The 25,087-nt window shown below is 73.5% G+C and carries 21 protein-coding genes; 7 read left to right on the top strand and 14 right to left on the bottom strand.

All coding sequences use genetic code 11. From position 1 onward, the window contains the following. Window positions 1–397: 397 nt before the first annotated feature. Window positions 398–1,132 carry a hypothetical protein gene (locus ACQP1N_RS15475; RefSeq protein WP_067806531.1) on the bottom strand — a complete coding sequence of 245 codons (735 nt, stop codon included), beginning with the start codon at window positions 1,130–1,132 and terminating at the stop codon, window positions 398–400. Between the two features lie 73 nt (window positions 1,133–1,205). Further along, window positions 1,206–2,822, bottom strand: coding sequence for an ABC-F family ATP-binding cassette domain-containing protein (locus ACQP1N_RS15470; RefSeq protein ID WP_067806528.1), 1,617 nt, complete (start codon window positions 2,820–2,822; stop codon window positions 1,206–1,208). A 263-nt stretch (window positions 2,823–3,085) separates the two neighbouring features. Between ACQP1N_RS15470 and ACQP1N_RS15465 the strand changes: the two genes are divergently transcribed. The 4 genes from ACQP1N_RS15465 (at window position 3,086) to ACQP1N_RS15450 (ending at window position 8,396) form a co-directional block, all read left to right on the top strand. Beyond that, window positions 3,086–5,818 (top strand): ATP-binding protein, encoded by a 2,733-nt coding sequence (locus tag ACQP1N_RS15465; protein WP_433232044.1) that lies wholly within the window; start codon window positions 3,086–3,088, stop codon window positions 5,816–5,818. A 69-nt stretch (window positions 5,819–5,887) separates the two neighbouring features. Next, window positions 5,888–6,835, top strand: a complete 948-nt coding sequence (locus ACQP1N_RS15460) for an ABC transporter ATP-binding protein (RefSeq protein ID WP_433232042.1) — start codon at window positions 5,888–5,890, stop codon at window positions 6,833–6,835. Beyond that, entirely contained in the window at window positions 6,832–7,605 is a 774-nt protein-coding gene (locus ACQP1N_RS15455) for an ABC transporter permease (RefSeq protein ID WP_433232040.1), read from the top strand. Before ACQP1N_RS15460 ends, ACQP1N_RS15455 begins: the two co-directional genes overlap by 4 nt. Continuing rightward, window positions 7,602–8,396, top strand: a complete 795-nt coding sequence (locus ACQP1N_RS15450; protein WP_131732530.1) for an ABC transporter permease — start codon at window positions 7,602–7,604, stop codon at window positions 8,394–8,396. Before ACQP1N_RS15455 ends, ACQP1N_RS15450 begins: the two co-directional genes overlap by 4 nt. 70 nt (window positions 8,397–8,466) lie before the next feature. Here the strand turns inward: ACQP1N_RS15450 and pheT are convergent, their stop codons facing one another. The 7 genes from pheT to infC all read right to left on the bottom strand — a co-directional run bounded on the left by pheT (window position 8,467) and on the right by infC (window position 15,674). Beyond that, window positions 8,467–10,950 (bottom strand): phenylalanine--tRNA ligase subunit beta, encoded by a 2,484-nt coding sequence (gene pheT / locus ACQP1N_RS15445; RefSeq protein WP_067793840.1) that lies wholly within the window; start codon window positions 10,948–10,950, stop codon window positions 8,467–8,469. Further along, on the bottom strand, window positions 10,950–12,059 hold the full coding sequence (gene pheS, locus ACQP1N_RS15440) for a phenylalanine--tRNA ligase subunit alpha (protein ID WP_067793839.1): 1,110 nt from the start codon (window positions 12,057–12,059) through the stop codon (window positions 10,950–10,952). Before pheS ends, pheT begins: the two co-directional genes overlap by 1 nt. Window positions 12,060–12,198: 139 nt before the next feature. Next, a complete protein-coding gene (locus ACQP1N_RS15435) occupies window positions 12,199–13,287 on the bottom strand; it encodes a sensor histidine kinase (RefSeq protein WP_067793838.1) in 1,089 nt (362 codons plus the stop codon). Window positions 13,288–13,492: 205 nt separating this feature from the next. Then, window positions 13,493–14,308, bottom strand: coding sequence for a TrmH family RNA methyltransferase (locus tag ACQP1N_RS15430; protein WP_067793837.1), 816 nt, complete (start codon window positions 14,306–14,308; stop codon window positions 13,493–13,495). A 34-nt stretch (window positions 14,309–14,342) separates the two neighbouring features. Beyond that, the gene (gene rplT, locus ACQP1N_RS15425) at window positions 14,343–14,720 is read right to left on the bottom strand and encodes a 50S ribosomal protein L20 (protein ID WP_067793836.1); all 378 of its coding nucleotides are present in this window, start codon (window positions 14,718–14,720) and stop codon (window positions 14,343–14,345) included. A 69-nt stretch (window positions 14,721–14,789) separates the two neighbouring features. After that, on the bottom strand, window positions 14,790–14,984 hold the full coding sequence (gene rpmI / locus ACQP1N_RS15420; protein ID WP_067468638.1) for a 50S ribosomal protein L35: 195 nt from the start codon (window positions 14,982–14,984) through the stop codon (window positions 14,790–14,792). 180 nt (window positions 14,985–15,164) lie between these two features. Then, window positions 15,165–15,674, bottom strand: a complete 510-nt coding sequence (gene infC / locus ACQP1N_RS15415; RefSeq protein WP_067793835.1) for a translation initiation factor IF-3 — start codon at window positions 15,672–15,674, stop codon at window positions 15,165–15,167. Window positions 15,675–16,215: 541 nt separating this feature from the next. On the opposite strand from infC, the gene ACQP1N_RS15410 reads away from it, so the two are divergent. Both ACQP1N_RS15410 and ACQP1N_RS15405 read left to right on the top strand, forming a co-directional pair. Further along, on the top strand, window positions 16,216–16,710 hold the full coding sequence (locus ACQP1N_RS15410) for an NUDIX domain-containing protein (RefSeq protein WP_067793834.1): 495 nt from the start codon (window positions 16,216–16,218) through the stop codon (window positions 16,708–16,710). Window positions 16,711–16,764: 54 nt separating this feature from the next. After that, window positions 16,765–17,658, top strand: a complete 894-nt coding sequence (locus ACQP1N_RS15405) for a PfkB family carbohydrate kinase (protein WP_067793833.1) — start codon at window positions 16,765–16,767, stop codon at window positions 17,656–17,658. Here ACQP1N_RS15405 and ACQP1N_RS15400 read toward each other — a convergent pair. Further along, window positions 17,634–18,338 carry an HIT family protein gene (locus tag ACQP1N_RS15400; RefSeq protein WP_433232034.1) on the bottom strand — a complete coding sequence of 235 codons (705 nt, stop codon included), beginning with the start codon at window positions 18,336–18,338 and terminating at the stop codon, window positions 17,634–17,636. The genes ACQP1N_RS15405 and ACQP1N_RS15400 overlap by 25 nt on opposite strands. Before the next feature lie 161 nt (window positions 18,339–18,499). Between ACQP1N_RS15400 and ACQP1N_RS15395 the strand changes: the two genes are divergently transcribed. Beyond that, window positions 18,500–19,918, top strand: coding sequence for a prenyltransferase/squalene oxidase repeat-containing protein (locus tag ACQP1N_RS15395; RefSeq protein WP_067793831.1), 1,419 nt, complete (start codon window positions 18,500–18,502; stop codon window positions 19,916–19,918). A gap of 13 nt (window positions 19,919–19,931) precedes the next feature. Here the strand turns inward: ACQP1N_RS15395 and ACQP1N_RS15390 are convergent, their stop codons facing one another. The 4 genes from ACQP1N_RS15390 to alaS are packed head-to-tail and all read right to left on the bottom strand — an operon-like array spanning window position 19,932 to window position 25,087. Next, the gene (locus tag ACQP1N_RS15390; protein WP_242608736.1) at window positions 19,932–20,792 is read right to left on the bottom strand and encodes a shikimate dehydrogenase; all 861 of its coding nucleotides are present in this window, start codon (window positions 20,790–20,792) and stop codon (window positions 19,932–19,934) included. Next, entirely contained in the window at window positions 20,765–21,925 is a 1,161-nt protein-coding gene (mltG, locus tag ACQP1N_RS15385) for an endolytic transglycosylase MltG (RefSeq protein WP_067793829.1), read from the bottom strand. Before mltG ends, ACQP1N_RS15390 begins: the two co-directional genes overlap by 28 nt. After that, entirely contained in the window at window positions 21,922–22,380 is a 459-nt protein-coding gene (ruvX, locus tag ACQP1N_RS15380) for a Holliday junction resolvase RuvX (RefSeq protein WP_067793828.1), read from the bottom strand. The genes mltG and ruvX overlap by 4 nt, the downstream gene beginning before the upstream one ends. Window positions 22,381–22,417: 37 nt before the next feature. Next, window positions 22,418–25,087, bottom strand: a complete 2,670-nt coding sequence (alaS, locus tag ACQP1N_RS15375) for an alanine--tRNA ligase (RefSeq protein ID WP_067793827.1) — start codon at window positions 25,085–25,087, stop codon at window positions 22,418–22,420.

Raw genomic sequence — 25,087 nt, 5'->3', positions numbered from 1 at the left:
GGGCCCCTGTGGTTACCGCCCACTTCGCACGCCGGCATCAGGTGGACGCGGATCACGCTGAGGCCCTTGTGCGTTGCCGTTACGCCATCGCCCCACGAGCGGAGCGAGCCGGATTCGAACCGGCATCCCAAGGGTTGTCGTCCACGTCCGCGTGATCCGGCGATCGGCGGTGAATACTGATTCTGGAGCGAGAATCTGAGGTTGAGCGGGCGGCTGCCTCTACCTGTTGGGCCACCCCGGCGCGGGTGCCGGGGGCGGGATTCGAACCCGCACTGAACGCTCGCCCTGATCAGCTTCGGCTTCAGCTTCAGCTTGCGCTCCTCGCGCACCCCCCGCGCGGCGGCGGGGGGATCCTATTGAGTTGTCGGCGGACGGCCGGGCCCGCAGCGGGCCCGGCTCAGCCGAGGATGTAGCCGAACACGGCGTCGCCGACGCGCTGGTCGGTCACCTCGGCGCCGTTGGCCTCCTCCCGCGCGAACCTCACGGCGTCGCGCAGCTTCTCGATGCGCTCCAGCAGTTCGTTGACCCGCCGGGCCGGCAGCGCCCCGGAGAACTTCACCGTCGTCCAGTGGCCCACGGCGACGTCCTCGTAGTAGACCTCGACCTGGGCGGGGTGCTTCTCGGTCGCCTCCGCCTTGACGTGGTTGCGCGGGACCTTCTTGGTCTTCACCGTGCGGACCGGCTCCGTCCGCCACCCGTCGGTGGACGGGTCGAGCGTCCACGTCTCGGCCGCGTCCAGGATCGGCAGCTTCCGGACGAAGGCGTGCAGCTCGTAGAGCTGCTTCTCCAGGAACAGCAGGTAGGTGACCGGCACGTCGCGCACCAGCGTGGTCCCGTCCACGGTCACATCGGCGCGGGCGACGCAGTTCGCCCAGTCCTTGGTGGCGGTCACGTCGAGCAGCCGGGTGAAGGAGCGCGTCACGTCCCGCAGCACGGAGTCCACCGTGACCTGGACGCGGGTCGACTCCGCCGGCAGCTGCTCGCCGTCCTCGTCCTTCGGCTGGTAGGTCCGCGAGATGCCGGACAGCAGCGGAGCCTTCTGCACGGACCGCTGCGCCGCGGTCAGATCCTGGACGGCCTTGCTCTTCACGCCCTTCTCGACCGCGATGATCTGATTGAGCTTCGTCGGCATCCCGTTCACTCCCCCTCGAATGCGAACGCAACGGTAACAGCGGTCATAGGGCAAGTTCACCTGATTTTTGCCATTACATCGGCTCTGTTTCGCTCAGGCCGGAAGCGCGGTCCATGCGGAGCCAGCGGGTGATGCCGAGCGTGCGCAGGAACGGCGGGTCGTGGCTGACCACGATCAGCGCGCCCTCGTAGGCGGCGAGGGCCTGCGCGAGCTGCGCGGCGCCGGCCATGTCGAGGTTGTTCGTCGGCTCGTCCAGGAGCAGCAGCTTCGGGGCGGGCTCGGCGAGCAGCAGCGACGCCAGCACCGCGCGGAACCGCTCACCGCCCGACAGCGTCCCGGCGCGCTGCCCGGCCCGCGCCCCCCGGAACAGGAACCGGGCGAGCCCGGCCCTGATGTCGTTGACCGGGGTCGTCGGCGCCTGCGCCCGGACGTTGTCGAGGACGCTGGCGTCCTCGTCGAGGACGTCGAGCCGCTGCGGCAGGTAGCGGACCGCGTCGACCCCCATGGTGACCTCCGTCCCCTCCGGGACGCGTTCACCGGTGAGCATCCGCAGGAACGTCGTCTTGCCCGAGCCGTTCGGGCCGACCAGCGCGAGCCGCTCCGGCCCCCGGACGATCAGTTCGGTGAGCGTGCCGGTCTCCGGTTCGGGCGCGGTCAGGCCGGTCACGGTCACGACCGTGCGGCCGGCCGGGACGCGGGTGGCGGGCAGCTTGATCCGGATCGCGGTGTCCTCGCGGACCGCCTCCTCCGCCTCGGTGAGCCGGCCGCGGGCATCGGCGAGCCGCTCCTCGTGCATGAGGCGGTGCTTGCCGGCCGCGACCTGCGCCTGCCGCTTGCGCTCCTGCATGATGATCTTCGGTTCGCGCTTGTTCTCGAACATCTTGTCGCCGTAGCGCTTGCGCCGGGCGAGTTTGACGTGGGCCTCCTCCAGCTCGCGTTTCTGGCGGCGCAGGTCGGTCTCGGCGACCCGGACCGCCCTTTCCGCCGCCTCCCTCTCGACGGCGAGCAGGTCCTCATAGGCGGACAGGTTGCCGCCGAACGTCCGGATCGCACCGTCGCGCAGGTCGGCGATCTCATCCACGCGGTCGAGCAGCTCGCGGTCGTGGCTGACGACGACGAGCACGCCCGTCCAGGACGCGACCGCGTCGTACAGGCGGCGCCGGGCGTCCAGGTCGAGGTTGTTGGTGGGCTCGTCCAGGAGCAGGACGCCCGGACGCGCGAGGAACTGCGCCGCGAGCCCGACCATCACGGCCTCGCCGCCCGACAGTGTCGGGACGGTCCGGTCCAGGTCGAGGTGGCCGAGGCCGAGCCGGTCGAGTTCGGCGCGGGCGCGTTCCTCGACGTCCCAGCCGTCCCCGACGGCGGTGAAGTTCTCCTCGGTGGCCTCGCCGCGCTCGATGGCGTGCAACGCGGCGCGGGTCTCGCCGATGCCGAGCAGGTCCGCGACGGTGGGGGCGCCGGCGAGGACGAGGTTCTGGGGCAGGTGGCCGATCTCCCCGTCGACGCTGACGGTTCCCGACGCGGGCCGCAGCTCCCCGGCGATGATCTTCAGCAGGGTGGATTTGCCGGAGCCGTTGACGCCGATCAGGCCGGTTCGGCCGGTGCCGAACGCGGCGTCCAGCCCGTCCAGGACGACGGTGCCGTCCGCCCAGGCGAATGACAGGTCCGAGCACACGATGGCGAAAGACATACGGGTGGCCTCCATGGGTTTCGAGCGGTTCGGGCTGCATGGAGACACCGCGGGTCGCGCGACGCGCCGACGGGCATGAGAAAGCCCGGCGGGACGAGGGTCCGCTCTGAGGTCACGTGCGCGGGCCGAGGACGGCCGTACGCGCGGTGTCGGACCTCAGATCCTCAATGGACTCCCCTGCCGGGCGGCAATGTGACGGCATCGAGACTATCCGACCTCTTATCGCAACACAAGTAGCGATAAGAACCGGCATCCTTGATCGGGTGGGAAACGTCAGCCCCGTGTTCGCCGGGCGCGCCGCCGAACTGGCCGGGTTACGCGCCGCCCACGCGCGGGCGTCCGCGGGTGAGGCCGCCGCCGTCCTGGTCGGGGGTGAGGCGGGCGGCGGCAAGACCCGCCTGGTCACCGAGTTCACGCGCGACCTGCGCGCACTGACCGGCTGCTGTCTCGACCTCGGCGCCGCCGGCCTCCCGTACGCGCCGTTCAGCGCCGTCCTCCGCCAGGCCGGCCGGGACACGGTCACCTCGCTGATGTCGGCGGCGGCCCTGCCGGAACTGGCCCGCCTGATGCCCGCGCTGACCGCCGCCGCGCCGCCGCCCGACGACGGCACCGGGCGGCTGCGGCTGTTCGAGCACGTCCTGACGCTGCTCGAACGGCTCGCCGGAAGCGAGCCGGTCACCGTGGTGGTGGAGGACGCGCACTGGGCCGACCGTTCCACGCGCGACCTGCTGTCCTTCCTGTTCCGCAACCCGCCGCGCGGTCCCGTGCTGCCGGTGGTCACCTTCCGTCCCGAGGAGCCCGGCACCCGGCCGCTGTTCGCGGAGCTGGCCCGCCTCCCCCACGTGACCCGGCTGGACCTGCCGCCCCTCACCCCGGCCGAGGTCGGCGACCAGGTGCGCGGCATCCTCGGCCACGCCGACCCGGACCTGGTGCGGGACGCCCACGCGCGAGCCGCCGGCAATCCGCTGTTCGTGGAGGCGCTGGTCACCGGCCCCGGCGAGACGGTTCCCGGGTCCCTGCGCGATCTGCTGCTCGCCCGCGTCCACCGGCTCCCCGAGCGGACCCGCGCGGCCCTGCGCGCCGCGAGCGCCTCCGGCGACCGGGTGGGGCACGGCCTGCTGGCGGCGGTGACCGGCCTGCCCGATCCCCGGCTGAGCGAGGCGCTGCGCCCGGCCGCCGACCACGGCCTGCTGGTCGCGGACGGCGACGGATACGCGTTCCGGCACGCGCTCATCCGCGAGGCCGTCCACGAGGACCTCCTGCCGGGCGAACGCGCCGCCCTTCACCGCCGGTACGCCGAGACGATCGAACGCGTCCCGGACCTCAGCGACGCGCCGGCGAGCGCACTGGCCGTTCACTGGCGGGGCTGCGGCGACCATGCCCACGCGCTGGCCGCCGCGTGGCGGGCCGCCTGGGAACGGCGCACGGCCACCGCCTACGCCGAGACGCTGGCCATGCTGGAACGCGTCCTGGACCTGTGGGACCGGGTACCGGACGCCGCATCCCTGACCGGCCTGTCCCGGCCCCGGGTCCTGCAGGCCGCCGCGGAGGCCGCCGAGGCGGCCGGCGACCCACGGCACGGGCTGCCCCTCGTCCAGCGGGCCCTGGACGAGACGGACCGCGGCCGCGACCCCGGCCGGGCGGCCCTGCTGCTGATCCTCCGCGCGTCGTTGCGCGGGTTCCAGGGCCGGGATGACGAACTGGACGACCTCCGGGAGGCCGAGCGGCTCGCCGCCGCGCCCATCCCGGCCCGCGTCCGGGTGCTCGCCGTGATGAGCGCCCGGCTGCTGGTCTACGGCGAGATGGACGAGGGGGAACGGCGCGCCCGGGAGGGGCTCGGCCTGGCCCGCGCCCTCGGCCTGCCGACCGGAACCCTGGAGTCGATCGTGGCGGCCGCGGCGGCATCGGACGGTGACGGCGACCTGACGGCGCTGCGGCGGCTCAGGCACGACGGCCTCCCCCCGTGGGACCTCGCCCGGACGATCAACCAGCTGGCCCACTGCGCGCTGAACACGGGCCGCGCCGCCGAGGCGCTGTCCCTCGCCGCCGAGGCGCTCACCATCGCGGAGAACGCCGGGCTCACGCACAGCGCGGGACTCGCGCCGGCCGTCAACCAGGTCGAGGCGCTGTACCTGCTCGGCCGCTGGGACGAGGCCGCCGGGACACTCGCGCGGCGGCTCGACCGCCACCACGGGCCCGCCTTCCGCCTCCAGCTGATGATCTGGCGGATCGCCCTGCTGGCGGCCAGGGGCACCGGCCCGCGGCCCGATCCGGAGGCGCTCACCGTCCCCCTCGACGGCGGGTTCCCGCAGACCGCGCTGCCGCTCGCCCAGATGATCATCGAGTGGCGGCTGGCGGAGGAGGACCGCCCGGCGGCCCGCGCCGCCGTGGACGCCGTCCTGCGCCATCCCCGCCTGACCGTCCAGCCCTGCCATCTGTGGCCGCTGCTGGAGACCGCCGCTCACGCCGGCGGCCCGCGCCTCCCCGAGATCGCGGAGCTCGCGGCGCGGCTGCCCGCCGCGACGCCCGTGGCGGCGGCGCACAAGGCCGCCGTGACCGCCCTGACCGGCGGCCCCGCCGCCTGGGACACCGTGATCCGAACCTGGGAGGAACTGGACCGGCCGTACCCGCTCGCGGGGGCGCTCTTCGACGCGGCCTGCGCCGACCTGGCGGCCGGAGACCGCGCGTCCGCCGCCGCCCGTCTCGACCGCGGCGCCGGGATCGCCGCCCGCCTCGGCGCCGCGCCCCTGGCCCGCCGCGTCCGCGAACGCGCCCGCCGCGCCGGCCTCGCCGGACCGTCCGGGGGGCCGCTGACCGCCCGCGAATCGGAGGTGATCCGCCTGCTGGCACGCGGACGCACCAACCGGGAGATCGCCGAGGAACTGGTCATCTCCCCCAAGACCGCCAGCGTCCACATCTCCAACATCCTCGCCAAACTCGGTGCCTCCTCCCGCGCCGAGGCCGCCGCCACCGCCCGCGACCGCGGCCTGGCTTAGCCGCCCGGCGGGCGATCTGAGGCGCGGGCTTATGGTCCGGGCACACGTCTTAGGGCGACGGTCGAGGACATGGAAGCCGCCGTGCACACCTCCGGGCTGCGCCGCACCTACTCGCGCAGGCACCGGGACCCCGTCGTCGCTCTCGACGACCTGACCATGACCATCGGGCAGAACGAGATCCACGGGCTGCTCGGGCCGAACGGGGCGGGCAAGACCACCCTCGTCCAGATCCTCTCCACCGTGCTGCTGCCGTCGGCCGGGACGGCGCGGGTCCTCGGCCACGACGTCGTGGCCGACACGCGTGCCGTCCGATCGCTGGTGGGGCTCGTCCTCGGCGGCGACCGGGGCCTCTACGACCGGCTGACCGCCCGCCGCAACCTGCGGTTCTGGGGTGCGCTCCACAAGCTCGACACCCGGAGCGCCCGCAGGCGCGCCGACGCGCTGCTGGAGCGGGTCGGGCTCGCCGGCCGGGCGGACGACCGGGTGGAGACGTTCTCGCGCGGGATGCGGCAGCGGCTGCACCTGGCGCGCGGGCTGCTGCACGAGCCGCGCGTGCTGTTCCTGGACGAGCCGACGTCCGGGCTCGACCCGGTCGCGGCCGGGGCCTTCCGGCGGCTCGTCCTCGAACTGCGCGCGGAGGGCCGCACGTTCCTGCTCGCCACCCACGACATGGACGAGGCGGCGGCGCTGTGCGACCGGGTGACGCTGATCGACCGCGGCCGGATGCTGCTGACCGGGGACCCCGCGCGGGTCGGGCGGTTCCTCGGTGACCGCGAGTGCGTCGACTTCACCCACTCCGACCCGGCCCTCACCGAGGCCCTGGCCCTGCTGCCCGACGTGAGCGACGTCGAGCGGCGGGACGGGACCGGCTGGCGCGTCCACACGGCCGGCCGGGACGGGACCCGCCGCGTCCTCGCCTGGCTGCTGGAGCGCGACGTGCTCACCGCCCGGCGCGGCGAACCGACCCTCGAAGAGGTCTACCTGCGCACGGTCGGCGACCGCGGGATGCGCGTATGAGCATGCTCCGGGTGATGTGGCATGCGGTCCTGCTGCAGCTCGCGCTGTCGCGGCGCGATCCCGAGCACACGCTCATCCTGCTCATCGCGCCCATGCAGACCACGACGATGCTGGCGTTGACCGTGACGGCGCACCGCCCGGACGTCGTGGCGAACGCCGTCCTGGCGCCGGGGCTGATCGGGCTCTGGGTCGCCGCGCTCGACTACGCCGGGCGCATCGTCCCCGAGGACCGCTGGGCCGGGCGGTTCTCCCCGATGATCGCGACGCCCGTCCCGCTCGGCCCGGTGGTGGCCGGCCGGGTCGCGATGGTGGTGCTGGTCGGCGCGGCGGCGTTCGCGGAGTCGTGGCTGGTGGCGGCCCTCGGGTTCGGCCGGGTCCTGGCGGTCGCCGACCCCGCGCTGTTCGCGCTCGCGGTGGCGGTCACCTGCCTGGCCACGGTCGGGACCGCGACGCTGCTGTCGGCGGTGCTCGTGGTGTCGCGGGCGCGGGACGTCCTCCAGAACTCCCTCGGCTACCCGTTCTACATCCTCGGCGGGATCCTCGTCCCGGTCACGGTGCTGCCCGGCTGGCTGCATCCCCTCAGCCGCGTGGTGTTCCTGTCGTGGAGCGCGGAACTGCTGCGCGGCTCGGTGCGCGGAGACGCCCGCGGCTGGCCCTGGTCGGTCGCGGCGATCCTGGGGCTGGGCGCGGCGGCGATGGCGGCGGGGCTGTGGCTGACGCGGCGCTATGTGAACCGGGCGCGCCGGGAGGGGACGGTGGGGTTCGCATGAGGCACGTGCTCAGGATCGTCCGGGAGTCGCTGATCCTCGGGTTCGCCGAGATGGGCGCCGTCTACACCTGGCGGACGTGGACGTTCGGGTGGCTGATGCGGCTGCTCTGCCAGGCCACCTTCTACGCCCTGCTGGGCCGCTACGTCGGCGACGAGGCCACCATGCGGTACGTGCTGGTCGGCAACATCGTGGTGCTGGCCTGCCTGGAGTCCACGATCGTGGTGATCTCGCTGGCCGGTGAGCGGCGCACGGGGACGCTGCCGCTGCTGGCCATCGCCCCCTCCGGGCACCTGCCGGTGTACCTGGGGCGCGGGCTGCAGTGGACGGTGACCGGGCTGACCAGCGCATCGGTCGCGTGGCTCGTCCTGCCGCCGCTGCTGGGCGTGCCGCTGCCGTGGCCGCGGGCCGGATACGCGATGCCGGTCATCGTGCTCATCCTCGTCAGCAGCTACGGGTACGGCTGCGCGCTGGCGGGTGTCGCCTTGCGGCTGCGGGGCGTCGAATGGCTGGTGCTGAACTTCGCCTACGGAATCATCATGACGTTCGGAGGTGTGAACGTCCCGGTCGGGGTCTGGCCCGGGCCGCTGCGGGTCGCGGCGCAGGCGCTTCCCGTCGTGCACGGGCTGGAGGCGGTGCGCGGCATCCTCGGCGGCGCGTCCACCGGCCACATCATGAGCCTGCTCGGGACCGAGGCGCTGGTCGGGGCGGGCTGGTACGCGGTGGCGGCGCTGTCGATGGACCGGCTGGTCGCCGTGGGGCGCCGCGACGGGACCCTCGGCTACGCGGGGTGAGACGGGGACGTGCCCCGGACCCGTCACGGGTCCGGGGCACGTCGGTGTTCGTCAGGCGCCGCGGTGTTCGTCAGGCGCCGCGCAGGACGGCTCCCGTGCGGTCGGACGCCGCCGTGACGGCGGCGTCACGGGCCTGCGACGCCTCCTCGGCGGTCAGGGTGCGGTCCGGGGCGCGGAAGCGCAGCGAGTAGGCCAGGGACTTGCGGCCCTCCCCCGCCTGCTCGCCGGTGTAGACGTCGAACAGCCGGATCGCCTCCAGCAGGTCGCCCGCGCCGTCGCGCAGCGCCGCCTCCACCTCGGCGGCGGGCACCGCGGAGTCGACGATCAGCGCGACGTCCTGGGTGGCGACCGGGTAGGACGACACGTGCGGCGCGCGGACCGGGACCGGGTCGCCGAGGCGGCGCAGCTCCAGCTCCATCGCGCACGACCGGGCCGGCAGCCCGTACGCCTTGGTGACGCGCGGGTGCAGCTCGCCGGCGTGACCGACCAGGGTGTCGCCCACGTAGAGCGCGGCGCACCGGCCCGGGTGCCACGGGGCGTGCTGGTCGGCCTTGACCGTCAGCTCGACGCCGACCTCGCGGGCCACCGTGCGGGCGGCCTCGATCGCGTCCGCCCACAGCGCCGGGCGTCCCTCGCCCCACCAGCCCGACGGCTCGCGGTCGCCGGACAGCACGACCGCCACCCGGTGCGGCTGGTCGGGCAGCGCGGCCTCCAGCGAGGCGATCTCCTCGGCCGTCGGACCGCGGTCCACGGGCAGGCGCGGCGCGACGGCCGGCCCGTCCGGACGCGGACGGAACACCACGCCCACCTCGAACAGGGCGACGTCGCCGAAGCCGCGTCCCACGTTCAGCGCGAGGACCTTGAGCAGGCCCGGCAGCAGCGTGGTGCGCAGCAGCGGCTCCTGCTCCGACATCGGGTTCGCCAGGCGCAGCGTCCGGCGGCGTTCGTCGTCGGCGGGAAGCTGAAGGCCGTCCAGGTCCTTCTCGGCGACGAACGGGAACGCGAGCGCCTCGACGTAGCCGGCGCCGGCGAGGACGCGGCCGATGCGGCGGCGCAGCCGCTGCCGCGGGGTCAGGCCCCTGCCGGCGACCGGGCGCGGGGCCCGTGCCGGGATGTCCTCGTACCCTTCGAGGCGGATCACCTCTTCGGCGAGGTCGTTCGGGTCGGTCAGGTCCGGACGCCAGGACGGCGGCGCCACCGTCAGGAGGCCGTCGCCGGTCACCGTGCAGCCGACCTGCTCCAGGCGGCGGACGACCGCGTCCCGCCCGTAGGTGACGCCCGCGACCCGGTCGGGGTGATCGGCGGGCATCGTGACCGTGACCCGCCCGGCCGGCGCCTCGGCATGGGTGACGCCCGGCACGATCTCCGCGCCGCCCAGCCCGGCGAGCATCTGAGCCGCCCGGTAGGAGGCGTGGAGCGGCAGTTCGCGGTCGACGCCCCGCTCGAACCGGTAGGACGCCTCGCTGTGCAGCCGGTGCCTGCGGCTCATCCGGGCGGTGCCGATGGCGTCGAAGTGCGCGGCCTCGATGACCATGTCGGACGAGCGCTCGCCGATCTCGGTGGCGAGGCCGCCCATCGTGCCGGCCATGGAGATCGGCCCCGACTCGTCGGTGATGAGGATGTCCTCGGGGTCGAGGGTCCGCTTGACGTGGTCGAGCGTCTCCAGCTTCTCGCCCGGCGCGGCACGCCGCACCACGATCGGGCCGGTGAGCCTGCCCCGGTCGAACGCGTGCAGCGGCTGGCCGAGTTCGAGCATCAGGTAGTTGGTGATGTCCACGGCGAGCGACACCGGGCGCATCCCGGCGCGGTGCAGGCGGACCTGCATCCACAGCGGGGTCCTCGCGTCCGGGTCGAAACCGCGCACCTCCCGCAGGACGAACCGGTCGCACGCGGTCGGATCCCCGATGCTCGCCGGATACGCTCCGCTCGCCCCGTCCTCTGGGGGCAGTTCCACGTCCGCCGGGTCCTTGAACGGCACCCCGTACGCGGTGGCGGCCTCGCGGGCGATGCCGCGGATCGACAGGGCGTAGCCGCGGTCGGGCGTGACGGCGATGTCGAGGACGTCGTCGCGCAGCCCGAGCAGCTCGATCGCGTCCGCGCCGACCGCCGTGTCCGGCGGCAGGACGAGGATGCCGTCGTGATCCTCGCCGATGCCGAGCTCGCGGACCGAGCAGATCATGCCCTCGGACAGATGACCGTAGGTCTTGCGGGCACCGATCTGGAAACCGCCGGGCAGCACGCCGCCGGGCAGGATGACGACGACGCGGTCACCGACCGCGAAATTGGTGGCGCCGCACACGATGTTCTGCGGCTCGCCGGTGCCGTTGGCGTCGCCGACGTTCACCTGGCAGTAGCGGATCGGCTTCTTGAAGCCGGTCAGCTCCTCGATCGCCAGGACCTCGCCGACGACGAGCGGGCCGGCGAGGTCGGCGCCGGCCCGCTCGACGGTCTCGACCTCCAGGCCCGCCGCGATCAGCCTTTCGGCCAGCGCGCGGCCCGTGACACCGGCCGGCAGCTCGACGTACTCGCGCAGCCAGGAAAGCGGGGCCCGCATCAGATCTCCATCCCGAACGGGAGGGTGAACCGGACGTCGCCCTCCACCATGTCGTACATGTCCTCCACGCCGTGCCGGAACATCAGCGTCCGCTCGACGCCCAGCCCGAACGCCCAGCCGCTGTAGCGGCCGGGGTCGACGCCGCAGGCCACCAGCACCCGCGGGTTGACCATGCCGCAGCCGCCCAGTTCGATCCAGCCCTCCGAGCTGCAGGTCCGGCACGGGTCGGCGCCCGGCTCGGCGGACGCGCCCCGGCACACGAAGCACTGCATGTCCACCTCGGCGGACGGCTCGGTGAACGGGAAGTACGACGGCCGGAACCGCGTCTTCAGCCCCTCGCCGAACATGCCGGTGACGAACGCGTCGATGCCGCCGCGCAGGTCGGCCATCGTCAGTCCCTCGTCGATCGCGAGGCCCTCCAGCTGGTGGAAGACGGGGCTGTGCGTGGCGTCCAGCTCGTCGGTGCGGAACGTCCGGCCCGGGACCACCACGTAGACGGGCGGCTCGTGCGACAGCAGCGCCCGGATCTGCACCGGCGAGGTGTGCGTGCGCATCACCAGGCCGGTCTCCTCCGATCCGACGAAGAACGTGTCCTGCATCGTGCGGGCCGGGTGGTCGGGCTTGAAGTTGAGCGCGTCGAAGTTGAACCACTCCGCCTCGACCTCGGGACCCTCGGCGATCTCGAAGCCCAGGGAGACGAAGACGTCGGCCATCCGCTCCTGCATCGTGGTCAGCGGGTGGCGGGCGCCGCGCGGCGCCCGGTCCCACGGGAGGGTGACGTCGACCGTCTCCTCCACGAGGACGCGCCGGTCGCGTTCCTCCTCCAGTTCGGCCTGGCGCTCCTTCAGCGCCTTGGAGACGGCGCCGCGGGCGGCGCCGATGCGCTTGCCGGCGTCGGCGCGGGCCGCAGGCGGCAGCGCGCCGATCTCCCGGTTGGCGAGGGCCAGCGGGGAGCGGTCTCCGGCGTGCGCCAGGCGGACCTGCTTCAGCGTGTCGAGGTCGGCGGCCGCGGCGATCGCCGCGAGCGCCTCGCCACGAGCCCGCTCCAGCTCCTCGGGCTGCAGCGCGGACACCTCGACGGGGTCATAGGACTTGTTGGGTGCAGACATGGTGGTGTGATCGACTCCGGTCGGCGTGGGACGCCCGCAGTCTAGTGCGCGGGCGGTGGGAATCCGGAAAGCGTGCGCGTGACGCGCTGGCCCGTCCAGGGGCCCGGTGACCGTGCCGTGCCGGCGGCGTGCGGCGCGCTCAGCCGGCGTGGTCGGGGGCCCCTGCGGGCACGGTAAATCGGAACTCGGCGCCGCCACCGGGTGCCCGCCGCACGGTGATCATGCCGCCGTGCGCCTCGACCAGGCCCTTGACGATGTAGAGCCCGAGGCCGGTGCCGCCGCGGCGGTTGCCGCCGGGGCCGCGCCAGAACTGCCGGAAGACGCGCTGGACGGCCTCGGGCGGAATGCCCTCGCCCTCGTCGCGCACCGACACGGCCGCTCCCTCCTTATGCGCGTCCGGCTCCACCACAATGGTGACAGTACCCGCCCCGTGCCGCACCGCGTTTTCCAGGAGGTTACCGAGGATCTGGTCCATCTTGTCGGGATCGAGCCACATCTCGGGCAGTTCACCGCGCGCCTCGAAGTGGAACCGGTCCTCGGGATCGCCGGCCGCGACCCGGCCCGCGATGACCTTGCGGACCTCCTCGGGCAGGTCGACGACCTGGCGGTGCATCTCCAGCCGGCCCGCCTCGATGCGGGACACGTCCAGCAGCTCGGTGATCAGCCGGGTGACGCGGTCGGCGTCGGCGTTGACGGTCTCCAGCATGACGCGCTTCTGGTCGTCGTTGAAGCGGTGCCACTTGGCCAGCAGCGTCGCGGTGAAGCCCTTCACGCTGGTCAGCGGGGAGCGCAGCTCATGGGCGACGGTGGAGACGAGGTCGGCGCGGTCGCGTTCCTGGCGGGCGCGGTGCACGGCGTCGCGCAGGCACACCGTGAACCGTTCTACCCGGCCCCGGTCATCGCGCCGGTAGGCGGCGGTCACCAGCACCTCGGTGCCGCCGGGAAGGAACAGCGCGCGCTCGGGGTGGCGGGTGCGGGTGTTCAGGCCGTCATAGGGGGCCAGGCACTTCCACCAGTCGCGGCCCTCGGCATCGTGCAGCAGCAGGACGTCGCGGAAGTCGCGGCCGACGGCGGACGCGGCGGCGATCCCGGTGATCCGCGAGGCGGCGGCGTTGAACACCACCACGCGGGCGTTCCGGTCGGCGACCAGCAGCCCGTCGGGCAGGTCGTCCGCCGCGCCCCGCTCAGGGCCAGGCCCGAACCCTCGCTCGGGTACGCGCGCGGCCATGAGAGGGGACTCCTCTCCGCCCACAGCGGCCTCCAGAACACCGACGGGAACGCGGCCTGTCGAAAAGAGACTCTAGCCGGAGTCGGGCACCTTGCGGGACCCGGAAACCGCCCGGCGGAAAGGCATCTGTAGCCTTCCGGACGGGCTGCCGCCCCCCGGAGGGCGGCCTTACCAGCGCGGACGATCGGCTTACCGGGCCCCGCCGTCACGTCCCGCGCTGGGCACGCGCCGAGGCGTACAGGCATACGGCCGCGGCCGTCGCCAGGTTCAGGCTCTCGGCGCGTCCGTAGATGGGCACGCGCACGACCTCGTCCACGTGCCGGAGTATCTCGTCGGGCAGACCCCACGCCTCGTTCCCGAACACCCAGGCGGTGGGCCGCGCGAGCAGTCCCCCGTCGATCGCCTCGTCGAGGGTGCGGTCACCCGCGCCGTCGGCGGCGAGCACGGTGAGGCCCGCGCCCTTCAGCTCGGGGATCAGCGCATCGAACCGCGGGCCGGTGACGACCGGCAGGTGGAACAGGCTGCCCGCCGAAGCGCGCACGCATTTGCCGTTGTAGGGGTCGACGGACGCGTCGGTGAACACGACCGCCTCCGAGCCGGCGGCGTCGGCGGTGCGCAGCACGGTGCCCGCGTTCCCGGGGTCGCGGACGTGCGCGAGCACGGTCACCAGCCGGGGACCGGTCTCCAGCGCCTTGGCGAGCGGGACGTCGACGAACTCGCACACCGCCAGCAGCCCCTGCGGGGTGACGGTCTGCGCCAGCTCCGCCATGACCTCGCCGCTGACGCGCAGCACCGGTGCGCCCGCGCGCTCGGCGGCGAGCACCAGCTCGGGATGGCGGGTCTCCGCCTCGGCGGTGGTGAACAGCTCGGCGAGCCCGCCGGGGATCTGCAGCGCCTCCCGCACCGCCTGCGGCCCCTCGGCGAGGAACCGGTTCTCGCGGCGCCGGAAGGCGCGTTTGGCGAGCCGCCGAGCGGCCTTCACCCGTGGTGATCGGAGAGAGGTCAGCTCGCGGCCCGCCATGTCGCTGTGATCGCCCGTATGCCGGTCGCCCGGCTCAGGCCGCCTCCGAACCCTCGGTCGGGAGCGCGTCCTTGGCCACCTTGACGAGCGTGGCGAACGCCGCGGCGTCGTTCACGGCCAGCTCGGCGAGCATGCGGCGGTCGACCTCGACCTCCGCGGCCTTCAGACCCTGGATGAACCGGTTGTAGGTGATGCCGTTGGCGCGGGCCGCGGCGTTGATCCGCTGGATCCACAGCCGGCGGAACTGGCCCTTGCGGTCCTTGCGGTCCCGGAAGGCGTAGGTCATCGAGTGGAGCTGCTGCTCCTTGGCCTTGCGGTACAGGCGGGAACGCTGCCCGCGGTAGCCGCTCGACCGCTCCAGGACGACCCGGCGCTTCTTGGCGGCGTTGACGCCCCTCTTCACGCGTGCCACGTGCTGAACTCCTTCGTGGGGGCCGGGCCGCACGGGCCTCGGCCGGTCGCTGATGTACCTGGTCGAGTGCTACTTGCGCAGCAGCTTCTTGATGTTCTTGGCATCGGCGTCGGCCACCACGGCCGGGCCGGACAGCCGGCGCGTCCGCTTGGTCGGCTTGTGCTCGAGCAGGTGGTTCTTGTTGGCGCGGCGGCGCATCACCTTGCCGGAGCCGGTCAGCTTGAAGCGCTTCTTGGCACCGCTGTGGGTCTTGGTCTTCGGCATGGTCGCCGTCGTCTCCCTCATTCCGGCCCCCGCGCGGTCCGCACGGGGGCGCGCCTGATCGGCGCATCACACGGCTCCCGTGGACGCGCCAGGTCAGGCTTCAATGTACGTGCGCCGCGACCCCGCTCAGCCGCGAGGTCGCGGAGTCGGGGCCGCCGCGAGGCCGATCCCGGGCGGCCGTCAGGCGGTCTCGGTCTCCTGCCCGCGGGCCACCTTCTTCTTGTGCGGACCGATCACCATGATCATGTTCCGGCCGTCCTGCTTGGGCCGCGACTCGACGAAGCCGAGCTCCTCGACGTCGTCGGCGAGCCGCTGCAGCAGCCGGTACCCCAGCTCGGGACGGGACTGCTCACGACCACGGAACATGATCGTGACCTTCACCTTGTCCCCGGCCTTCAGGAACCGCACCACGTGACCCTTCTTGGTCTCGTAGTCGTGCGGATCGATCTTCGGGCGGAGCTTGATCTCCTTGATGACCGTGTGCGCCTGGTTCTTCCGCGCCTCACGCGCCTTCATCGCGGACTCGTACTTGAACTTGCCGTAGTCCATGAGCTTCGCGACGGGCGGACGCGCGGTGGGCGCCACCTCGACGAGGTCGAGGTCCGCCTCACGTGCGAGTTCAAGGGCCTTGGCGATGGGCACGATGCCCACCTGTTCGCCGTTCGGGCCGACGAGCCGGACCTCGGGCACGCGAATGCGGTCGTTGATACGCGGTTCGGCGCTGATGGGACCTCCTTGGGGCCGTTCTCAAGTTCGTTGGACCGGTCGTACCCCGAGGCTTCCACGAGAAAAGCCCCGCACGACTCACGTACGGGGCCACCTTCGGTCTCCCTGGACGGACACCCGTCCGGGGACGACGGCGAGACGGACGTTCAAGCCCGTTCGCCGGACCGAAACCCACCGGCCTTCCAGCCGGTCAGGTGGGAGGTGGCCTCCGCTTGAGCGCCCGGCACACGCCACCACTCGGATCGCGCGCACAGGGCCGGTCGGCCACCAAGAATACCACCCGGCGGGACCCGCCGCGCCACCGCGAAACCGTGGCCCGCGGTGGACGCGGCCGCCTTCGTGAGGTACGCCACCTGTGTCAACAGCCTCGGGCGGCCCCCCATTCCCGGGACCGGGACGGTGACGCTCTTCTGGCCCGTCCGGCGTCTCGGCACGCGGGCACGGGATTGTTACGGTAGAGCGCAGACGGCCCGGTGGGCCCGGCACCAGGGAGGTTGTTCCCGCGATGCCCTCGGTCGAGGCCGGCGCCGCCGGCCCCCTCACCGCCTTGTCGACGATCGGCCTGCAGTTCGCGCAGAAGGCGTTCATCGTGTCCGCCGGACGGCTGCTGCTGGTCCGCAAGTCCGCGTCCGACCCGTTCCATCCGGGCCGCTGGGAGGTGCCCGGCGGGCGGCTGGAGCCGGACACCGACCTGGACCTCGACGACCACATCCGCCGGGAGGTCTGGGAGGAGGTCGGCCTCAAGATCGATCCGGGGCCGCCGTTCCATCTGTGGCAGTGGTTCATGCCCGACCGCCGCAGACCGCAGGGCGGGCGGATACGCGTCGTCGCGGCGGCGCGCCACTGCCGGCCGGTGACGCTGGACGCCACCCTGGAGAACCAGGACACGAGCGACCATCTGGACGGCTGCGCCTGGGTGCCGCTGGACGAGATCGACCGGTACGAACTCATCCCGAGCCTGCGTCCGGTGATGCGGGCGTTCCTGCCGCCCGCCGTCTGATCGCCGCGTATGGGCCCGTCGCGTTCGCCGGCCGAGTGGCCGGGTCTTGACGGCGTGGCCGAGCGCCGTTTCTCGCTGTTCGTCATCGGGGACGCCGGGGTGGAGGTCCGCGCGTCCCTGCCGGACATCCGGTTCGCCGAACTGGGCGCCGACCGCCTCACCTACGCCCCGGCGCGGGCCGTGGTCGCGGGGACGGCGGTCAACCTGGCCCGGTACGCGGCCCGCTACTTCGGCCGGGTGAGCGTGCTGGCGAAGATCGGCGAGGACGACTACACGCCGGTGATCCGCCGGGAACTGCGGCGGATCGGCGCGGACGGCCGGCTGCGCGTCGAGGCGGGCGTGCCGAACGGCGTCTCGGTGATGCTGCGCGACCGTCCGTGCGGGAACGGGCCGGGCGTCCGGCTCCTGGTCGTCCAGGACGAGCCGCCGGGGCGGCGGCTCACCGCGGCGGAGGTCCGGGCGGAGGCGGCCGGGATCGGGGCCGCGGACGTGCTCGTCATGGACGGGTACTCGGTGCTGTCCCCGGTCTCGCGGGAGGCGCTGCGGGAGGCGGCGCGCATCGCCCGTGCGGCGGGGACGCGGATCGCGTTCGACCTCGTCCCGCACGACATCGACGCGCGGCTCCCGGCGTCCGCGGTGCTGCCGGCGCTGGCCTGCGCGGACCTGGTCTTCGCCGAGGCGCCCACGCTGGCGCGCCTCCTCGGGCACCCGGCGCCGGCGGACGGGGGCGAAGTGCGCCGCCTGCCGCCGGTGCTGGACCGCGCCGTGCCGGGCCGTCCGCTGTGGCTGCTGCGGTTCGGCGCGACGGCCCTGGAGCGCGTCCTCGCCTACCGGCGCGGGTGCCTGCTCATGGAGTACTCCACCGGCTACGCGGACGGTGTGCGGCGCGCCGGGTTCGGGGACCGGCTGGCCGCGTGCGAACTCTACTGGTGGCTGTCGGGAGGCTGATCCCCGGCCGGCGGGGCGGTCAGCGCCGCGCGCAGCGCGGTGAGCGTGCGCAGGAAGCGCCGCTTGCCGGCGGGCAGGCCGAACGTCTCCTGCCAGCGCCATGTCACATCCGGCCCGGCGGCCGTCACGGCCCAGCGCAGGAACTGGCTCTCGACGCCGTCCCCCGGGTGGACGGTCATGACCTCGTTCTCCTCGATCAGGAGATAAGAGCGGCCGGCGCGGAAGCAGGCCCGGAGGGCGACGAGGTCGGCGGGCGCTCCGGGGCGCCCGCGCGCCTCCACCACCGCGCGCACGCCCGGTGTGCCGGGCAGGAGATGCCAGTGCATGTGGTCGATGCAGGCGCCGCCGCCCTGCGAGGTCGCCGGTCCGTGCTCGAACAGCAGCAGTTCACCGCTCCCGTAGGCGACGCGGTAGAGGTGGGCGACGCGGTCGCGCCACCGGAGCGCGCGTTCCCACATCTTCCGGCCGAACTCTCCCGCGCACTGGCGATGCTCCTGGGTGACCAGCAGGACGTGTCCCTCGGCGAGCGGTGCCACGTCCGGGATGAGCAGGAAGTCACGGTCGCGGGCGATCACACCGGACTCACCGGGGAGATCGGCCATGCCGTTGAACCGGAACCGCAGGGGCGGGCACAGGACGCACTCATGACCCGGCGCGCTCCACGCCGTCGGCTCGGCCACGCCTCCTCCAGCACCACGGAACGGGGGACCATGCCTCTCCAGGCTCCTTCCAGCGTGCCCGGCGCACGGCCCCGGCGGTCCGTCCGGCCATGACACAGACATGGAACCCGCGGGGTACAAAGCCTGGCCGGACGGGAACAACTGGAGCAGAAGGCGATACCGTGCACCAGACTCCTCCCCTCCCCGCACCGGCCCCCGGCGCCGACCGTCCCGCCGCCCTGCCCGGAAGGCACCGGCCCCGCGGCGCCGACGTCCCCGTCATCGACATGGCCGTGCTCGAAACGCGGCTGAACGAGTCGCTGGACGTCCTGCGCGACACCTACACGCCCGCGCGCGGCTCCGGCGGCGGCTGGTACCACGAGCTGGCCCGGCCGGAGCCCGGCACCACCGCGACGGCGCTCGGGCTGATGGCGTTCGCGGAGGCCGGACGTTCCTTCGAGTACTTCGACGAGGGCCTGGCCTTCCTCGCCGCGCGGCAGACCCGCTCCGGCGACCCGCTGCGGGACGGCGGCTGGGCCACCAAGACCAGCCTCGGCATGCCGGTGGTGGAGGCGACCGGCTGGATCGCGCGGTTCCTCGCCCGCGCCCGCTGCGACCTGCGCGACGACGCGCCCGACCTCAGGCGCGCCTACCGGTGGCTGCTGCGCAACCAGAACACCGACGGCGGATGGGGCTCGCTGCACGGCTGCCCGTCCCGCGTATGGCCGACGTGCCTGGCGCTCCGCGCGCTCAGCCAGCTCAACCCCTACGACCCGGCGGTCGACCGGGGCGTGGAGTGGCTGACCGCCGACCGGACCGCGCACCGTCCCGGCTGGGGGCCGACCCCCGCGGCCGGGCCCACCGTCACCCACACGGCGTTCGCGCTGGTCACGCTGGCGGAGGCCCGTCCCGGCCTGAGAACCGAACGGCTGCTGGACGCCTACGACTGGCTGCTGGAGCACCTCGACCCCGACGACGACCACACGTGGATCGAGACCTACGACGTCTCCCCGCACCGTGTCTCCCCGCACCGCGGCGCGGACCCGCAGGGGCCGGACCCGGTGTGGCGGCTCGCGCTCTGGCACTACGGGCTGCCGATCGCGCTGACCGCGCTGCTGCGCGACCCGCGCGGCCCGCACGGCCCGGTCGTCGCGCGCGCGTTCCGGACGCTGGTGCGCGGCGAGGTCGCCGACCCGCGCTGGAACGGCCACCCCGGCAGCGGACGCACCTCGCTGTGGACGCTGTGGTGGCGGCTGGAGACGCTCGTCGCGCTCAGCCGCCTCCCGCTCGCCGGGAACGCCGACGTCCTGCACTGGCTGCCGGACGCGACCGTCGTGCAGCGGTCCCACGCCCGGGAACGCCCCCTGGCCGACCTCCTGCCGCACCGCCGCGTCATCGACCCGGTGGGCTTTACGCGGCGGCACTGGGCGGCGTTCCTGCTGAGCCTCGTGTGCGGCGCCAGCGCGCTGGGCGTCACGGCGGGCATGTGGGGCTGGAAGGACTTCTGGCTGAGCGTGATCCTGCCCATCGTCCTCGCCGGCGTCGACGAGTCGGTGAAGCGCCGCCGCACCCCGCGCGGCCCGCCGCCGGCGCCGCCCTGACCGGCCGGGGCGGTCAGGCGCGGCGCGCCAGCTCCGCCTCCCCGGCGGCGCGCATCGCCTCCACCGGCACGTCCGCGCGGCCCGTCATCAGCGTCACCTGCCGGACGGCCTGGTGCAGCAGCATCGGGAAACCGCCCACGACCGTCCCGCCGGCCCGCCGCACCGCCGCCGCGAGCGCCGTGGGCCACGGCGCGTACACCACGTCGAACAGGGCCGCGCCCGACGCGGCGACCGGTTCGGCGAACGCGTCGGCCACCCGTCCCGGCAGCGTCGACACCACCAGCTCGGCCGGAAGGTGCGCGGGCACCCGGTCCAGCGGCACGACCCGGACGGTGAGCCCGAACCGCTCCCCCACCTCGGCGGCCCCGGCGGCGCGCTCGGGTGTCCGGACCGCGAGCACCGCTTCGGCGGCGCCGAGCCGGGCGAGCGCGGCCAGCGCGGACGCCGCCGTGGCCCCGCCGCCGAGCACCAGCACCGACGGCGGCGCCTTGACGCCCGCCTCCGTCAGCGCCGTCTCGATGCCGTGCACGTCGGTGTTGTCGCCGTGCCGCCGCCCGTCCCGCAGGACGATCGTGTTCGCGCCGCCGACCCGCACTGCCAGGTCGGACACCGAGTCGACCAGACCCAGCGCGACCCGCTTGAGCGGCATGGTCAGCGACAGGCCCGCCCATTCGGGGCCGAGACCGGCGAGGAGTGCGGCGAGGCCGTCCTCGCCGCACTCGATCGCCTCGTAGGACCAGGTGTCCAGGCCCATCGCGGCGTACGCCGCGCGGTGCAGCACCGGCGACAGCGAATGCGCGATCGGCGACCCCAGCACCGCGGCGCGCCGGACGGGCGGGTCCCCCGTCACTGGCCCGGGTGCTTGCGCTGCCACTCCCGGAACTCCTTCTCGATCGCCTGCCGTTCCTGCTCCGTCGTCGCGAACTTGGTGACCTTGTTCGTCGGGTCGGTGGCGATGAAGTACAGCCACGTCCCGTCCTCGGGGGCGATCGCCGCCTCGATCGCGTCCGGTCCGGGGTTGCTGATCGGCCCCGGCGGCAGCCCCTTGTGCGTGTAGGTGTTGTACGGCGAGTCGACCTTGAGGTCCTCGTTCGTCACGGTCAGCGTGCGCCTGTTGAGCGCGTACAGGACCGTCGTGTCGAACTGCAGCGGCATGCCGCGCTCCACCCGGTTGTAGATCACCCGGGAGATCTTCGGCAGGTCGCTGGGCTTGCCGCCCTCCGCCTGGACGAGGCTGGCGAGCGTGATCACCGTCGCCGGGTTCATGTGCGCCTTGCGCGCCTTGCCGACCAGGTCGACCGAGGCGGCCTCCCGGTTGAACCGCTCGATCATCTGCTTGAGGATCTGCTCCGCCGAGCCGTTCGGGTCCAGGTCGTAGCGGCCCGGGTGGAGGTAGCCCTCCACCTTGCCCTTCGCGTACGGCGGCAGCCCGAGGTTCCGCGGCCGTTTCGCCGCCGCCTGGAACTCCTTGACCGAGATCCCGGTCTTCTTCGCCAGCAGTTCGAAGACCTCGACGGCCCGCCGGCCCTCCGGGATCGTGATCTGGTTCCCGGCCCGCGACTTCGGGTCCAGCAGCAGCGCCATCGCCGCGGCCGACGACATCCTCAGCCGCATCTGGTAGAAGCCCGGCTGGACGCTGGAGGCGCGCGTCTCCTTGTTGTAGGTCTTCACGAACGCGCGGGCGCTCTTGACCACCCGATGCCGTTCCAGCGTCGCGCCGATGACCAGGCCGCTGGCGCCCTCCTTGATCTGGATCGTGACCTTGCCGGAGCCCTGGCCCGTGTAGTCCGGAGGGTGCCACTGGTTGTCGAGCCACGCGTAGCCGAGGACGCCGCCCGTGCCGAACACCGCCACCAGGAACGCCATCGCGAACAGGGCCGCGGCCCGGCCGCTGCGTTTGCGGCGCTTCTGCCGTTTGCGGACGCGCCGCTGGTCACGCCGGCCGAGCCGCTCCTCCGGCAGCCGCCCGTCGCCGTACGGATCTGGGAAGAGGTCCAAATCGTTCATGAACTCCCCCGGACGATCTCTCCTGGGGGACGCCCAGTCAACCGTTCCGCGTCGAGGGCCGCCTGGAGCAGGACCGCCGCGGCGGCCTGATCGACGACCTTGCGCCTGGCCCGACCATGGACTCCCCCGGCCCGCAGCCCGCTCTCGGCGGTGACGGTGGTGAGCCGCTCGTCGTGCAGTCGGACCGTCTCCGGAGGAAGACGGTCCGCGAGCCTGGCCGCGAACTTGCGCGCCGCCTGCGCCGCCGGGCCCTCCCGGCCCGACAGCGACGTTGGCAGTCCGACGACGACCTCGATCGCCTCGTGCTCGGCGGCCAGTTCCACCAGCCGGTCGATGTCCCCCTTGCCGCTTTTCACGGTCTCCAGGGGGGAGGCGAGGATGCCGCCGGGGTCGCACTTGGCGACCCCCACGCGCACGCTCCCCACATCGACCCCGAGCCGGACGCCGTTCCTCATATCGCCCGCCCCGGTGCTTGCCCCCGTCCCGCCGGGCTCACGCGGCCCCTACTGCTCGTTCAACGGCGGCGAGGGCGTCGCCGATCGCCGCCGGGTTCGCGCCGCCGCCCTGCGCCAGGTCGTCCTTGCCGCCGCCGCCTCCACCGAGGGCCTTGGCGGCGAGGCCGACGAGCGCGCCCGCCTTGAGGCCGCGCTCGCGGGCGCCCGGGGTGACGGCGACGACCACGACGGGACGGTCCTTCGGCACACCGGTCACCATCACGACGGCGGGCCGGGCCTGGAGCCGGCCGCGGACGTCGACGGCGAGCTTGCGCAGGTCGTCGGCGCCGGTGCCGTCCGGGGCGCGGTGCCCGACGAACGCGATGCCGCCCACGTCCTTCGCGCCGTCGGCGAGCGATCCGGCGATCGCGAGGACCTGCTGGGAGCGGAGCTTCTCCAGTTCCTTCTCCGCGTCCCGGAGCCGGGTGACGATGCCGGAGACGCGCTCGGGCAGCTCCTCCTTGCGCGCCTTCATCTGCTCGGCGAGCTGCGCGACGAGCACGCTCTCCCGGGCCAGGAAGCGGAACGCGTCGATGCCGACGAGCGCCTCGACGCGGCGGACGCCGGCGCCGATCGACGACTCGCCCAGCACCTTGATCAGGCCGAGCTGCCCGGAGCGGGCGACATGGGTGCCGCCGCACAGCTCGCGGGAGTAGTCGCCGACCTCGACCACCCGGACCTCATCGCCGTACTTCTCACCGAACAGCGCGAGCGCGCCCATCGCGCGGGCCTCGTCGATCGAGGTGTGGAACGCCCGGACGTCCAGGTCGCCGACCAGCACCTCGTTCACCTCGTCCTCGACATCGCGCAGCACGCTCGGGGGGACGGCGCCGGAGGCGGTGAAGTCGAACCGGAACCGGCCGGGCGAGTTCTCCGAACCGGCCTGCGCGGCGGACTCGCCGAGCGCGCGGCGGAACCCGGCGTGCACCATGTGGGTCGCGGTGTGCGAGCGGGAGATCGCCCGGCGCCGCTCCACGTCGACCTCGGCGTAGGCGGTGTCGCCCGCCTGCGCCTCGCCGCTGCGGACGCGCCCGCGGTGCACGACGAGGCCGGCGAGGGGCGCCTGCACGTCCGTCACCTCGATGACGGCGCCGTTGCCGAGCCGGATCACGCCGTGGTCGGCGAGCTGGCCGCCGCCCTCGGCGTAGAACGGGGTGCGGTCGAGGACGACCTCCACATCGGTGCCCTCGCCGGCGGCGGGCACATTGGCACCGCCGACCAGCAGCCCGACGAGGCGGGCGTCACCGGCCAGGCTGCCGTAGCCGGTGAAGTCGACCTTGCCGCCGGCGCCGGTGAGCAGCTCGTCCAGGACGGAGACGTCGAGGTTGCCGGTCTTCTTGTCGCGGGCGTCCCTCTTCGCGCGGTCCCGCTGCTCCTGCATGAGCCGGCGGAAGCCGTCCTCGTCCACCCGCAGGCCCTGCTCGGACGCCATCTCCAGGGTGAGATCGATCGGGAAGCCGTAGGTGTCGTGCAGCTTGAACGCCTGCTCGCCCGGCAGTGTCGCGCCGCCGGACCGCCTGGTCTCCGCCACGGCCGTGTCGAAGATCGCGGTGCCGGTGCGGAGCGTCTGCAGGAAGGAGTCCTCCTCGGCGTCGATGACCGTGTGGATGTTCGCCGCCGTGCGCACCAGCTCGGGGTACTGCTCGCCCATCGCGCTGATCGCGACGGCGGTCAGCTCGTGCATGAGCCCGGCGTCCTGGCCACCGAGCAGGCGCAGGTTGCGGATGGAGCGGCGCAGGATGCGGCGCAGCACGTAGCCGCGGCCCTCGTTGCCGGGGCGGATGCCGTCCGCGACCATCATCGTCCCGCTGCGGACGTGGTCGGCGACGACGCGCAGCGACACGTCCGCACGGTGGTCGCGGCCGTACTTGGCGCCGGTCAGCCCGGCGGCGCGGTCGAGGACCCGCCACAGGGTGTCGGTCTCGTAGATGTTGTCGACGCCCTGCAGGATCGCCGCCATGCGCTCCAGGCCCATGCCGGTGTCGATGTTCTTGGCGGGCAGGTCGCCGAGGATCGGGAAGTCGGTCTTGCTCTCCCCCGGTCCCCGCTCGTACTGCATGAAGACGAGGTTCCACACCTCCAGGTAGCGGTCCTCGTCGGCGACCGGGCCGCCCTCGCGGCCGTACTCGGGGCCGCGGTCGTAGTAGATCTCCGAGCAGGGCCCGCACGGGCCGGGGACGCCCATCGACCAGAAGTTGTCCTCCATGCCGCGCCGCTGGATGCGGTCGAGGGGGACGCCCACCTTGTGGTGCCAGATGTTCTGGGCCTCGTCGTCGTCGTGGAAGACGGTGACCCACAGCTTGTCCTCGGGGAAGCCGAAGCCGCCGTCCGCGCGGGAGGCGGTCAGCAGCTCCCAGGCGAACGGGATCGCCTGCTCCTTGAAGTAGTCGCCGATGGAGAAGTTGCCCAGCATCTGGAAGAACGTGGCATGCCGGGTGGTCTTGCCGACCTCCTCGATGTCGGGCGTCCGCACGCACTTCTGCGCGCTGGTCATCCGCGGCGAGGGCGGCGTGCGCTGGCCGAGGAAGTACGGCTTGAACGGGACCATGCCGGCGTTGACCAGCAGCAGGGTCGGGTCCTCGGCGACCAGGCTGGCCGAGGGCACCACCGTGTGCCCGCGCTCCTCGAAGAACTTCAGGAAGCGGCGTGCGACCTCTGCCGACTCCAT

The organism is Actinomadura formosensis, assembly GCF_050948385.1.
Classification (GTDB): domain Bacteria; phylum Actinomycetota; class Actinomycetes; order Streptosporangiales; family Streptosporangiaceae; genus Spirillospora; species Spirillospora formosensis.
Note: the sequence above shows the minus strand (reverse complement) of the source record. Positions and strands in the feature narration are given on the sequence as shown.